This window comes from Lelliottia sp. 7254-16, assembly GCF_002922995.1.
Lineage (GTDB): Bacteria > Pseudomonadota > Gammaproteobacteria > Enterobacterales > Enterobacteriaceae > Enterobacter > Enterobacter jeotgali.
Window position 1 is genome coordinate 288,114 of the sequence record NZ_PQVS01000003.1, and the last position, 13,258, is coordinate 301,371.

The 13,258-nt window shown below is 55.7% G+C and carries 13 protein-coding genes; 8 read left to right on the forward strand and 5 right to left on the reverse strand.

Annotation, left to right across the window (positions count from 1 at the left end):
* Positions 1-77: 77 nt before the first annotated feature.
* Complete coding sequence (locus C3708_RS06240; RefSeq protein ID WP_095281305.1) at positions 78-1,361, forward strand: putative acyl-CoA thioester hydrolase; 1,284 nt, start codon at positions 78-80, stop codon at positions 1,359-1,361.
* A gap of 60 nt (positions 1,362-1,421) precedes the next feature.
* Here the strand turns inward: C3708_RS06240 and pgl are convergent, their stop codons facing one another.
* Positions 1,422-2,417 (reverse strand): 6-phosphogluconolactonase, encoded by a 996-nt coding sequence (gene pgl, locus C3708_RS06245; protein ID WP_103948776.1) that lies wholly within the window; start codon positions 2,415-2,417, stop codon positions 1,422-1,424.
* Between the two features lie 128 nt (positions 2,418-2,545).
* Here pgl and C3708_RS06250 point away from each other — a divergent pair, with 128 nt between their 5' ends.
* Positions 2,546-3,364, forward strand: a complete 819-nt coding sequence (locus C3708_RS06250) for a pyridoxal phosphatase (RefSeq protein ID WP_095281303.1) — start codon at positions 2,546-2,548, stop codon at positions 3,362-3,364.
* 1 nt (position 3,365) lies between these two features.
* Here the strand turns inward: C3708_RS06250 and modC are convergent, their stop codons facing one another.
* The 4 genes from modC to C3708_RS06270 all read right to left on the reverse strand — a co-directional run bounded on the left by modC (position 3,366) and on the right by C3708_RS06270 (position 6,217).
* A complete protein-coding gene (gene modC / locus C3708_RS06255) occupies positions 3,366-4,424 on the reverse strand; it encodes a molybdenum ABC transporter ATP-binding protein ModC (protein ID WP_103946961.1) in 1,059 nt (352 codons plus the stop codon).
* Between the two features lie 2 nt (positions 4,425-4,426).
* Complete coding sequence (modB, locus tag C3708_RS06260) at positions 4,427-5,116, reverse strand: molybdate ABC transporter permease subunit (protein ID WP_095281301.1); 690 nt, start codon at positions 5,114-5,116, stop codon at positions 4,427-4,429.
* The gene (gene modA / locus C3708_RS06265; protein ID WP_095281300.1) at positions 5,116-5,889 is read right to left on the reverse strand and encodes a molybdate ABC transporter substrate-binding protein; all 774 of its coding nucleotides are present in this window, start codon (positions 5,887-5,889) and stop codon (positions 5,116-5,118) included. The genes modB and modA overlap by 1 nt, the downstream gene beginning before the upstream one ends.
* Positions 5,890-6,067: 178 nt before the next feature.
* The gene (locus tag C3708_RS06270; protein WP_032638956.1) at positions 6,068-6,217 is read right to left on the reverse strand and encodes an AcrZ family multidrug efflux pump-associated protein; all 150 of its coding nucleotides are present in this window, start codon (positions 6,215-6,217) and stop codon (positions 6,068-6,070) included.
* Between the two features lie 129 nt (positions 6,218-6,346).
* Between C3708_RS06270 and modE the strand changes: the two genes are divergently transcribed.
* From modE to galM, 6 genes are all read left to right on the forward strand, one after another.
* The gene (gene modE / locus C3708_RS06275) at positions 6,347-7,135 is read left to right on the forward strand and encodes a molybdenum-dependent transcriptional regulator (protein WP_095281299.1); all 789 of its coding nucleotides are present in this window, start codon (positions 6,347-6,349) and stop codon (positions 7,133-7,135) included.
* 67 nt (positions 7,136-7,202) lie between these two features.
* The gene (gene modF, locus C3708_RS06280) at positions 7,203-8,675 is read left to right on the forward strand and encodes a molybdate ABC transporter ATP-binding protein ModF (protein WP_103948777.1); all 1,473 of its coding nucleotides are present in this window, start codon (positions 7,203-7,205) and stop codon (positions 8,673-8,675) included.
* A 207-nt stretch (positions 8,676-8,882) separates the two neighbouring features.
* Positions 8,883-9,899, forward strand: coding sequence for a UDP-glucose 4-epimerase GalE (gene galE, locus C3708_RS06285; protein ID WP_103946963.1), 1,017 nt, complete (start codon positions 8,883-8,885; stop codon positions 9,897-9,899).
* Between the two features lie 9 nt (positions 9,900-9,908).
* On the forward strand, positions 9,909-10,955 hold the full coding sequence (gene galT, locus C3708_RS06290; protein ID WP_103948778.1) for a galactose-1-phosphate uridylyltransferase: 1,047 nt from the start codon (positions 9,909-9,911) through the stop codon (positions 10,953-10,955).
* A 3-nt stretch (positions 10,956-10,958) separates the two neighbouring features.
* A complete protein-coding gene (gene galK, locus C3708_RS06295; RefSeq protein WP_103948779.1) occupies positions 10,959-12,107 on the forward strand; it encodes a galactokinase in 1,149 nt (382 codons plus the stop codon).
* Positions 12,101-13,141 (forward strand): galactose-1-epimerase, encoded by a 1,041-nt coding sequence (galM, locus tag C3708_RS06300; protein ID WP_103948780.1) that lies wholly within the window; start codon positions 12,101-12,103, stop codon positions 13,139-13,141. The genes galK and galM overlap by 7 nt, the downstream gene beginning before the upstream one ends.
* Positions 13,142-13,258: the final 117 nt, after the last annotated feature.

The window sequence follows — 13,258 nt, forward strand, 5'->3', positions numbered from 1 at the left end:
CGTTTCGCTCAACTTAGTATAAAAAAGCAGGCTATTTCGATCATCCCGTTAAGACTCGTGAAGCAAGGAGCTTTCCCTTGAACATTTCCAGGATTTCTCGTCTGGCGTTGGCACTCGCCTTTGGCGTGACGTTGTCCGCGTGCAGCTCAACCCCACCTGACCAGCTGCCATCCGAGCAGGCTGCGCCAGGCACGGCATCCCGCCCTATTCTGTCTGCGGGTGAAGCGAAGAACTTCAGCGCAGCACATTATTACTCTGCGATGGACCCGAACGCGGCTCCGTGGACGCCGTCTTCTATTAGCATTCCTGCACAACCAAACTTCGTGGTTGGCCCGGCAGGCACCCAGGGCGTGACGCATACCAGCATTCAGGCCGCCGTTGACGCCGCCATTACCAAACACAGCGCATCGCGCCAGTACATTGCGGTCCTGCCAGGCGACTATGAAGGGACCGTTTACGTTCCTGCCGCACCGGGCAGCATTACGATTTACGGTACCGGTGATAAAGCCATCGACGTGAAAATTGGTCTGGCGATTGACTCGGAAATCGACCGTAATACCTGGCGTCACCTGGTCAATCCAGCCGGTAAATATATGCCAGGCAAACCGGCGTGGTACATGTTCGACAACTGCCAGAGCAAGCAAACCGCCACAGTGGGCATGATGTGCTCAGCGGTATTCTGGTCACAGAACAACGGTTTGCAGCTGCAGAACCTGACCATCCAGAACACCCTGGGTGACAGCGTGGATGCGGGTAACCATCAGGCGGTTGCCCTGCGTACTGACGGCGATAAAGTGCAGATCAACAACGTGAACATTCTCGGTCGCCAGAACACCTTCTTCGTGACCAACAGCGGCGTGCAGAATGCCCTGCAGAATAACCGTCTGACCCGTACTCAGGTCACCAATAGCTATATCGAAGGTGATGTGGATATCGTCTCCGGTCGCGGTGCAGTGGTGTTTGATAACACCGAGTTCCGCGTGGTGAACTCCCGCACCCAGCAGGAAGGTTACGTGTTTGCGCCGGCAACCCTGTCCAACATGTTCTACGGCTTCCTGGCCGTGAACAGCCGCTTTACCGCATCCGGTGACGGCGTGGCGCAGCTTGGCCGTTCGCTGGATATCGACTCCGCCACTAACGGCCAGGTCGTCATCCGCGATAGCGTGATCAACGAAGGCTTCAACATGGCAAAACCGTGGGCCGATGCTGCAATCTCCAAACGTCCGTACTCCGGTAACACCGGCGCGATGGATGATAAAGGCAACGTGCAGCGTAACCTGAACGACGCTAACTTCAACCGCATGTGGGAATACAACAACCGCGGTGTGGGTAGCAAAGTGATGGCTGAGCCGAAGCAGTAACCCCGAACTCCGGGCATAAAAAAACCTCGCAAACGCGAGGTTTTTTGTTTTCTACGCCGCTTAGTGCGCGTTAACCACCACCCACATTGGGCCCTGGCCGACGGCATAGCGTCCTTTCTCTTCCAGCAGGCCCTGTTCGCCTTTGATTTCATACAGGGCGATGTGGTGGGATTTCTGCCCCGCCGCCACCAGGAATTTGCCGCTGTTGTCGATATTAAAGCCACGCGGCTGGGTTTCGGTCGGCTGGAAGCCTTCGATCGCCAGCACGCTGCCATCTTCCGAGACGCTGAAAATGGTGATTAGGCTGGAAGTACGATCGCAGGCGTACAGATGACGCCCGTCCGGGGTGATGTGAATATCCGCCGCCCAGCGGGTGTCGGTGAAATCAGACGGCATCATGTCCAGAGTCTGGACGCGCTCAATCTGGCCTTTCGGATCTTTCAGTTCCCACACGTCGACTGAGCTGTTCAGCTCGTTCACCACATAGGCATACTGCTGATTCGGATGGAATACCATGTGACGTGGGCCTGCGCCCTCAACGGTGGTAATTTCTGCCGGGGTCTGCGCGGCAAGATGACCGTCGTCGCTCAGGGTGAACAGGCAGATACGATCCTGTTTCAGCGCCGGAACCCAGAGGGTGCGGTTGTCCGGAGAGATATTCGCCGAGTGACAGCCTTCCAGCCCTTCAACCACGTCCACTGTCTCCTGCGGAACACCATCGACCAGACGCGTAACGCTCACGCAGCCGGAATTGTAAGAGCCGCTGAAGACGAACTGGCCTTTGCGATCGGTGGAGATGTGCGTCGGGCTGCCCGGCAGCGGTGCTTCAGCGATATACGTCAGGGCGCCATCGTCCGGCGCAATGCGGTAGGCCAGTACGCGAAACTCAGGGCGCACGCCGACATACAGGAAACGTTTATCCGGGCTGACAACCATCGGTTGCACCTGCCCCGGCACATCAACCACCTGCACCAGCGTGAGCGAGCCTTCCGCATTCAAACGCCAGACGTGGATCTGCTGGCTCTCAGGACTGGCGGTATAAACGGTTTGTTTCATGAATACTCCTCTCCACTGCGCGTAAATTTAACGGTGAATGCTGAATTTTAGTCTGACATTTTGTGGGTCACGCCTCTCGGTGTACCATCCTCTTAGATCTTAAATTCAATATTAACCCGGAAGAACAAATGACCTCGCGTGTGATTGCTCTGGATTTAGACGGTACGCTGTTAACCCCGCAAAAAACCCTGCTCCCCTCTTCGCTTGAAGCACTGAAACGTGCTCAGGAAGCGGGATATCAACTCATGATCGTTACCGGTCGACATCACGTTGCCATTCATCCTTTTTATCAGGCACTGGCGTTAGATACACCTGCAATTTGTTGTAATGGTACTTATTTGTATGATTATCATGCAAAAAAGGTTCTCCAGGCCGATCCGCTGCCTTCGACGCAGGCCCTGCAACTGATAGATTTGCTGGATGAACACGCCATTCACGGCCTGATGTATGTCGATGATGCGATGATGTATGAGCGCCCTACCGGACACGTAACCCGTACCAGCAATTGGGCGCTGTCCCTGCCCGAAGCGCAGCGTCCGGTCTTTACGCAGGTGTCATCTCTGCGCCAGGCCGCTGTGGATGTGAACGCCATCTGGAAATTTGCCCTCACCGACGAAGACACCACCAAACTGAACGCTTTCGCGAAACACGTCGAACAGACGCTGGGTCTGGAGTGCGAATGGTCGTGGCACGATCAGGTGGATATCGCCCGCAAAGGCAACAGCAAAGGCAAGCGCCTGACGCAGTTTGTTGAATCTCAGGGCGGGTCGATGAAAGACGTGATTGCCTTCGGGGATAATTACAACGATATCAGCATGCTGGAAGCTGCCGGAACCGGCGTGGCAATGGGCAATGCTGACGACGCCGTGAAAGCACGCGCCAACGTGGTGATTGGCGACAACACCACCGACAGCATAGCGCAGTATATTTATACCCATCTGCTGTGATCTAGGTGGTGATCGACACGCTCTTAATCTGCGCGTAAAGCCACAGGCCAGGTTTGATGCCCAGCTCATCCCTGGCCCACGGGCTGATGCGCGCCCACAGCTTTTTGCTCCCCACTTCCAGCTGCACTTCCACCTGCCCGTTATCGTCCAGACACTGCGCCACTTTGGCGCGCAGAATATTACGGATACTGGTTTGCAGCGGCGGCTGCAGCACCAGAGAAACGTCAGATGCCTGAATACGAATGCGCAGCGCGGATTGCAGCGGCTTGTCGATTTTATTGACCCACAGATGCTGATCGCCCAGCGCCAGCGCGGTCATGGCGTAGTGCGGATGGTGCTCCAGCACGCTGACCTTCAGAACGCTGCTCTGCTGCTCTTTCGGCAGCCACGGGTGCATCACGCTGCTGCCCCACACTTCCTCCAGCGGACCAAAGGCTTTGACGCTGCCGTTTTCAAGCACCAGCACGTTGTCCGCCAGGTGCAGAATTTCATCCAGCGAATGGCTGACGTAGAGCATCGGAATGTTTATCTCGCGCGCCAGACGCTGCAAATACGGCAGCAGCTCGCGTTTACGCGGTAAATCCAGCGAGGCCAGCGGTTCATCCAGCAACAGTAATTCCGGCGCGGTTAACAGCGCGCGCCCAATCGCCACACGCTGCTTTTCGCCGCCAGAAAGTGACGACGGAAGGCGTTCCAGCAATGGCTCAATACCGAGTAGATTGACCAGATTATCAAACTGTCCGGCCATACTTTTTGCCATGCCGTAGCGCAGATTGCCGCGCACTTTGTAGTGCGGGAACAGTCGCGCATCCTGGAATACATAGCCGATGCGCCGTTTTTCAGGCGCAAGGTAAATCTTCTTTTCAACGTCGTGCAGCACGCGATTGTTGAGCACTATGCGGCCCGTTTGCGGGCGCGTCAGCCCGCTGATGGCATTAATCAGCGAGGTTTTTCCCGCACCCGACACACCAAAAACAGCGGTGATGCCAGATGCAGGCAATGTTTCATTGAGCGTCAGGCAGTGGTTGCCCAGCGTCTGGCTAAAGTTAAGTTCAAGCATGATTATTTCCCCATCCGCTCGCGGCTCAGACGCGCCAGCCATTCAGAAACCAGCAGTGACACCAGCGCCAGCACGATGGAGATAATGCACAGCCGTGCGGCAGCGCCTTCACCGCCCGGTGTCTGAATCAGGGTATACATCGCCGACGGAATGGTGCGGGTTTCGCCGGGAATGTTAGACACGAAGGTAATGGTCGCGCCAAATTCGCCAAGCGAGCGGGCAAACGCCAGCACCGTGCCGACAATAATACCCGGCAGCGTGAGGGGTAGCGTGATGGTGAAGAACACGCGCCAGCGCCCGGCACCTAAGGTGCGCGCCGCCTGCTCCAGCTTGATGTCAACACCTTCCAGCGCCAGGCGAATGGCTCGCACCATCAGCGGGAACGACATCACCGCCGCTGCCAGTACCGCGCCGCGCCAGCTAAAGGCAAACGTCAGGCCGAACCAGTCATACAAATACTGGCCGATAAAACCGCGTCGCCCCATCGCAATCAGCAATAAGTAACCGACCACCACCGGCGGCAACACGAGAGGAAGATGGAGAACACTGTCGAGCAGAGCTTTGCCCGGAAACCGACAACGCACCAGTAACCAGGCAAAGAAGATCCCAAAGGGCAAACTAAAGGCAACTGCCAGGGAAGAGACTTTAAGGCTCAGCAGCACGGCCTGCCATTCAGGATCGGTCAATATCATTAGTGAGTCGTAAATCCGTAACGTTTAAAGATGGCTGACGCTTCAGGCCCTTTCAGATAATCGTAGAAGGCACTGACCGTCGCATTTTTATGTCCATCAACAATGGCTACCGGGTATTCCACTTTCTTGTGCGAGTCTTCCGGGAACGTACCGACGACTTTCACGCCTTTACCGGCAACCGCATCGGAGCCATAGACAATGCCCAGCGGTGCTTCGTTGCGCTCGACCAGCGCCAGTGCGCCACGCACATCTTCAGCCGGAGCCAGTTTTGGTGACAATGTATCCCACGCCCCCAGTTTTTGCAGCGCTTCTTTCGCGTAGATACCCGCCGGAACGTGGTCCGGATCGCCCACCGCCAGACGGCCCTCTTTCAGCAGGCTGGTCCAGTTGGTGTCTTTATTAATAGTGAACTCGCCCTGTGCGCTGGCTTTTGGCGCAACAACGACCAGGCTGTTACCCAGCAGAGTTTCGCGGGTTGCCGTATCAATAGATTTTTTCTCAACCGCGTAATCCATCCATTTCTGGTCGGCAGAAATAAACAGATCGGCAGGCGCACCGGCTTCAATCTGGCGAGCCAGCGTTGAAGAAGAGGCGAACGAAGAGACAACCTCAACATTTTTCTCTTTCTTGTACTGCGCCGCAATGTCCTGCATGGCGTTGGTCAGCGACGCCGCCGCAAAGACCGTGATTTTACCTTCGTCAGCCAGTGCATGTCCGGCGACGGAAAGTGTCAGTGTTGCCCCTGCGAAAAGGCGTAACCATGTACGTGCCATTTGTAGCTCCTGTGAGTGTCGTTATATATCTATAAATATAACGATAACTGTAAGGATAACCTAGCGTTAAATCGTACCGTCTAAGGGGTAAACAAACCTGATGCAAAGTTAACTATCGGCGGGAAAGGCAGAAACTTGAGGGCAAAACGCCCGGACTTGCCGGGCGTTTTGAAAGGAATCAATGCTGCTTTTTAGGCTGGTCTTTGTGACCAATGTTCGAAAAGAGGTTGAACACTTCACCCAGGCCGTAGATGGCGCCGAGGATGATGGCCATCACTACGGGTACCATGATCACGGCGAATACCAGACTTTTCAATAACTCTAACATGGTTTTCTCCAGACACTGTGAATGGCGTATTCTACCCTGGAAAGTCAGAAAAACATCCCCTTTTGTGCGGTAGACTTTGCGCTGTGGGGCAATTGGGTCACAATACGCTTTTTGCCAGGACACCGTCTTATGCAGGCCGAAATTCTCCTTACCCTTCGACTTCAGCAGAAGCTTTTCGCCGATCCGCGACGCATTGCCCTGCTTAAACAGATAGAACAAACCGGCTCAATTAGCCAGGGCGCGAAGAATGCTGGCATTAGCTATAAAAGTGCCTGGGACGCCATCAATGAGATGAATACCCTGAGCGAACAGACGCTGGTCGATCGCGCGACGGGCGGCAAAGGCGGTGGCGGCGCTATTCTGACTCGCTACGGCCAGCGCCTGATTCAGCTTTATGATCTGCTGGCACAAATCCAGCAGAAAGCCTTTGATGTCCTGAGCGATGACGATGCCCTTCCCCTCGATAGCCTGCTGGCGGCCATCTCCCGCTTCTCACTGCAAACCAGCGCACGAAACCAATGGTTTGGCACCGTGACGGCGCGCGACCATGATCAGGTGCAGCAGCATGTCGATATTTTGCTGGCCGACGGCACGACACGGCTCAAAGTGGCGATTACCGCGCAAAGCGGCGAGCGGCTGGGGCTGGACGAAGGCAAAGAGGTGCTGGTGTTGCTCAAAGCGCCGTGGGTGAATATCACGCAGGATGCAGAACAAGCCAAAGAGGCTGATAACCAGCTGCACGGTGCCATCAGCCACATTTCGCGCGGCGAAGAACAGTGCGAAGTGCTAATGACCCTGCCGGATGGACAAGTGCTCTGTGCCACAGTGCCACTGTCTGATGCAGAAGATTTGACCGAAGGCGCGAACGTCACCGCCTGGTTCAACGCTGACCGGGTAATTATCGCCACGTTGTGTTAAGTGCGTTGACAAAGATGACGGCAGTGAGTATTCCTGAACTCTATCGCTGCAAAAAATGGGATAACTCATGTCGTCATTGCAAATTTCGCAAGGCACGTTTCGTCTTAGCGACACAAAAACACTTTCTCTGCCTGATTTAACCTTACGCGCCGGTGAAAGCTGGGCGTTTGTCGGCTCCAACGGCAGCGGAAAATCTGCGCTGGCCCGCGCGTTGGCAGGTGAACTCACCCTGCTGAACGGCGAACGCCAGTGCAGTTTTACGCGCCTGACGCGCATCTCCTTCGAACAGCTGCAAAAACTGGTCAGCGACGAGTGGCAGCGCAATAACACCGATCTGCTCAGTCCCGGTGAGGACGACACCGGGCGGACCACCGCAGAAATCATTCAGGATGAGCGAAAAGACACGGCCCGCTGTCAGCAGTTAGCGGAACTTTTCGGCATTACCGGCCTGCTGGACAGGCGCTTCAAATACCTCTCTACCGGCGAAACGCGCAAAACCCTGCTGTGCCAAGCGCTGATGAGCGAGCCGGATCTGCTGATCCTCGACGAACCCTTTGACGGCCTGGACGTCCACTCCCGCGCGCAGCTGGCATCACTGTTAGCCACGCTCAATCAACAGGGTTATACCCTGGTGCTGGTGCTTAACCGCTTCGATGAAATCCCTGAGTTTGTGCAGTACGCAGGCGTGCTGGCGGATTGCTCTTTAACCGAAACCGGCGAGAAAGACACGCTTTTACAGCAGGCGCTGATTGCCCAACTGGCGCACAGCGAAAAACTCGACGGGATTGCACTTCCGGAACCCGACGCCCCTCCGGCACGGCATTTACTGGACAGCCACCAGCCGCGCATTGAGCTGAAAAATGGCAGCGTATCTTATAACGATCGCCCGATTCTCGATCGGCTAAGCTGGACGGTGAATCCGGGCGAACACTGGCAAATCACCGGTCCCAATGGCGCGGGGAAATCAACCCTGCTAAGCCTGATTACCGGCGATCATCCCCAGGGCTACAGCAATGATTTGAACCTGTTTGGCCGTCGGCGCGGCAGCGGGGAGACCATCTGGGATATTAAAAAGCATATCGGCTACGTCAGCAGCAGCCTGCACCTGGATTACCGCGTTAGCACCACGGTGCGTAACGTGATTTTGTCCGGATATTTCGATTCAATCGGCATTTATCAGGCGGTGTCCGACAAGCAGCACAAGCTGGCGCAACAGTGGCTGGATATTCTGGGGATGGATAAACGCGTGGCGGATGCACCGTTCCACAGTTTGTCGTGGGGGCAACAGCGTCTGGCGCTGATCGTGCGCGCGCTGGTGAAACACCCTACTTTGCTGATTCTGGACGAACCGTTGCAGGGACTCGATCCGCTGAATCGTCAGCTGATCCGCCGTTTTGTTGATGTGTTAATTAGCGAAGGCGAAACCCAGCTGCTGTTCGTCTCACATCACGCAGAGGATGCCCCGTCCTGCATCACGCACCGGCTGGAGTTTGTTCCTGAGGGTGAAGGCTATCGCTATCAGTTAGACCGCATTCGCTGAGCATCGTCTTAAAGGGGACTGCAGTCCCCTTTTTCAGATAACTGGCAGCAATACATCACTATCTCTTTGATTTACAATGCGCTGATTCGCTGTGAAATTGACTGTGTAATTCAGTGTAACCGATTCCACTATTTTATCCCATGTCACACTTTTCGCGTCTCTGTTATGCTATGGTTATTACATACCATAAGCCTAATGGAGCGAAATATGCGAGTTCTGGTAACGGGTGGTAGCGGTTACATTGGAAGTCATACCTGTGTGCAACTGCTGCAAAATGGCCACGATGTCATCATCCTCGACAACCTGTGTAACAGTAAGCGCAGCGTGCTGCCCGTCATTGAGCGCCTGAGCGGAAAACAGCCCACCTTTGTGGAAGGCGATATCCGCAACGAAGCGCTGATGACCGAAATCCTTCACGACCATGCCATCGATACGGTTATCCACTTCGCCGGTCTTAAAGCGGTCGGCGAGTCAGTCGCCAAACCCCTCGAATACTACGATAACAACGTCAACGGAACGCTGCGCCTGATTGCCGCCATGCGCGCTGCAAACGTGAAGAACTTCATCTTCAGTTCTTCTGCCACCGTGTACGGCGACCAGCCGAAAATCCCTTACGTCGAAAGCTTCCCGACCGGTACGCCGCAAAGCCCGTACGGCAAAAGTAAGCTGATGGTGGAACAGATTCTGGCTGACCTGCAAAAAGCACAGCCCGACTGGAGCATCGCCCTGCTGCGTTATTTCAACCCGGTTGGCGCCCATCCGTCAGGCGATATGGGTGAAGATCCGCAGGGTATCCCGAATAACCTGATGCCGTACATCGCTCAGGTGGCGGTAGGACGTCGTGACTCGCTGGCGATTTTTGGCAACGACTATCCGACCGAAGATGGGACTGGCGTGCGCGATTATATCCACGTGATGGACCTGGCCGATGGTCACGTCGCTGCGATGCAGCAGCTGGCGAATAAACCGGGCGTGCATATCTACAACCTCGGTGCAGGCGTGGGCAGCAGCGTACTTGATGTGGTTAACGCCTTCAGCAAAGCCTGCGGTAAACCAGTGGCATATCACTTCGCCCCGCGCCGCGATGGCGATCTTCCCGCGTACTGGGCCGATGCCACCAAAGCCGATAAAGAGCTGAACTGGCGCGTCACCCGCACGCTGGATGAAATGGCACAGGATACCTGGCACTGGCAGTCGCGCCATCCACAAGGCTATCCGGATTAAGGACCCGACATGACTCAATTCAACCCCGTCGATCATCCGCATCGGCGTTTTAACCCGTTAACCGGGCAATGGATTTTGGTGTCTCCGCATCGTGCGAAGCGTCCGTGGCAGGGTGCACAAGAGACGCCAGCCAAACAGACGCTACCGCAGCATGACCCGGATTGCTTCCTGTGTCCGGGCAATACCCGCGTCACTGGCGATAAAAACCCGGATTACAAAAGCACGTACGTGTTTACTAACGATTTTGCCGCGCTGATGACCGACACCCCGGACGCTCCGGAAAGTGAAGATCCGCTGATGCGCTGCGAAAGCGCGCGCGGTACCAGCCGCGTAATCTGCTTCTCGCCAGATCACAGCAAAACGCTGCCGGAACTGAGCCTGAGCGCCCTCACCGACGTGATCACCACCTGGCAACAGCAGACTGCCGAGCTGGGTCAGGATTATCCGTGGGTGCAGGTGTTTGAAAATAAAGGCGCGGCGATGGGCTGTTCTAACCCGCACCCGCACGGCCAGGTATGGGCGAACAGCTTCCTGCCGAATGAAGTCGAGCGTGAAGATCGTCTGCAAAAGGTTTATTACGACGAAAACCAGTCAGCGCTGCTGGCGGATTACGTTCAGCGCGAGATGGCAGACGGCAGCCGCACGGTCGTCGAAACTGAACACTGGCTGGCCGTGGTGCCGTATTGGGCGGCGTGGCCGTTTGAAACGCTGCTCCTGCCGAAAGCCCACGTTCTGCGTATCACCGACTTGAGCGACGCCCAGCGTGACGATCTGGCGCTGGCGCTGAAAAAACTGACCAGTCGCTATGACAATCTGTTCCAGTGCTCATTCCCTTATTCAATGGGCTGGCACGGCGCACCGTTTAACGGCGAAGAAAATCAGCACTGGCAGTTACACGCCCATTTTTATCCGCCGCTACTGCGTTCTGCGACGGTGCGTAAATTTATGGTGGGCTATGAGATGCTGGCTGAAACCCAGCGCGACCTGACGGCAGAACAGGCGGCAGAACGTCTGCGCGCTGTCAGCGATGTCCATTACCGCGAATCAGGAGTCTAATAAATGAATCTGAAAGATAAAACACAATCCCTGTTTGCTGAAAAATTCGGCTACCCTGCCACTCACGCGATTCAGGCTCCAGGCCGCGTCAATCTGATCGGTGAGCATACCGATTACAACGACGGTTTCGTTCTGCCTTGTGCAATTGATTATCAGACCGTGATCCGCTGCGCCAAACGCGACGACCGCAAGGTCCGCGTGATTGCGGCCGATTATGACAATCAAATCGATGAATTTTCTCTCGACGCACCGATTGTGGCCCACGACACCCAGCAGTGGTCCAACTATGTGCGCGGGGTGGTGAAACACCTGCAAAAGCGCAATAAAAACTTCGGCGGTGCGGATCTGGTCATTACCGGCAACGTCCCGCAGGGCGCGGGTTTAAGCTCCTCGGCCTCGCTGGAAGTGGCGGTCGGCACCGTTTTCCAGCAGCTGTATCATCTGCCGCTGGATGGCGCGCAGATTGCGCTGAACGGTCAGGAAGCCGAGAACCAGTTCGTCGGCTGTAACTGCGGAATCATGGACCAGTTGATCTCCGCTCTGGGCAAAAAAGAGCACGCGCTGCTGATCGATTGCCGCACGCTCGGCACCAAAGCCGTTTCCCTGCCAAAAGGCGCGGCGGTAGTGATCATCAACAGCAACTTCAAACGTACGCTGGTCGGCAGTGAGTACAATACCCGCCGCGAACAGTGCGAAACTGGCGCGCGCTTCTTCCAGCAGCCAAAACTGCGTGATGTCACGTTGAATGAATTCAATAAAGTGGCGCACGAGTTAGACCCGATTGTGGCCAAACGCGTTCGTCACGTTCTGACTGAAAACGCCCGTACTGTAGAAGCCGCTTCTGCGCTGGAAAAAGGCGATCTGAAACGCATCGGTGAACTGATGGCGGAATCCCACGCCTCCATGCGCGATGATTTTGAGATAACCGTCCCGCAGATCGATACCCTGGTGGAGATCGTGAAGGCGACTATCGGCGATAAAGGCGGCGTGCGCATGACCGGCGGCGGGTTCGGCGGCTGCATTGTCGCGCTGATCCCGGAAGAGCTGGTTCCTGCCGTTCAGGATGCCGTGGCGAAACAGTACGAAGCCAAAACGGGCATCAAAGAGACCTTCTACGTCTGCAAAGCCACCCAAGGAGCTGGACAGTGCTAAACGAAACGCCAACCCTCGCACCTGATGGTCTGTCGTATCGCATGCTAACCCTGCGTAACAGTGCAGGGATGGTAGTTACGGTCATGGACTGGGGTGCAACGCTACTTTCCGCCCGCGTCCCGATGCCCGACGGCAGCGTGCGCGAAACTCTGCTCGGCTGTGCATCGCCGGAACTTTATGTGAATCAGGCGGCGTATCTTGGCGCATCCGTTGGCCGCTACGCCAACCGTATCGCCAAAAGCCGTTTCTCTCTGGAAGGCAAAGATTATGTTCTTCTGCCAAGCCAGGGTGAAAACCAGCTGCACGGCGGGCCAGAAGGTTTCGACAAACGCCGCTGGCAAATTGTGCAGCAGAATGACTGCGAAGTGCTGTTTGCGCTGGAATCTGCCGATGGCGACCAGGGATTCCCTGGTAATCTTTCCGCCACTGCCCTCTTCCGCCTGACGGAAGATAACCGCATTTCAATTGAATATCGTGCAACGGTCGACCAGCCCTGCCCGGTCAATATGACCAACCACGCCTATTTCAATCTCGACGGTGAGCAGACAGACGTACGCAACCACAAGCTGCAAATCCTTGCCGATGAGTATCTTCCGGTCGATGAGATGGGCATTCCGTTTGAAGGGCTGAAGGCCGTTACGGGTACCAGCTTTGATTTCCGCAGCGCGAAAACCGTCGCCCAGGATTTCCTGAGTGACGATCATCAGCGCAAAGTCAAAGGCTACGACCATGCCTTCCTGCTACAAGCGAAGGGTGATGTGACTCAGCCTGCCGCACAGGTCTGGTCCGCCGATGAAAAGCTGCAAATGAATGTGTATACCACTGCGCCTGCGCTGCAGTTCTATTCCGGGAACTATCTCGGCGGCACGCCTGCTCGTGAGGAAGGTGATTACAGCGACTGGCAGGGAATGGCGCTTGAAAGCGAGTTTCTGCCGGACAGCCCGAACCATACCGAGTGGCCGCAGCCTGACTGCGTGCTCCGTCCGGGCCAGGAGTATGTGAGCGTGACTGAATATCAGTTTATTGCGCGCTGACACAATGTCAGGTGGCGCTTCGCTTACCTGACCTACGGTTTATGCAGGCCGCGTCATCCGGAAAATAACACTACGGCCCTCGTCCTCAGGGCTTTTTTTTGCCCGTCTTGCTGAAAA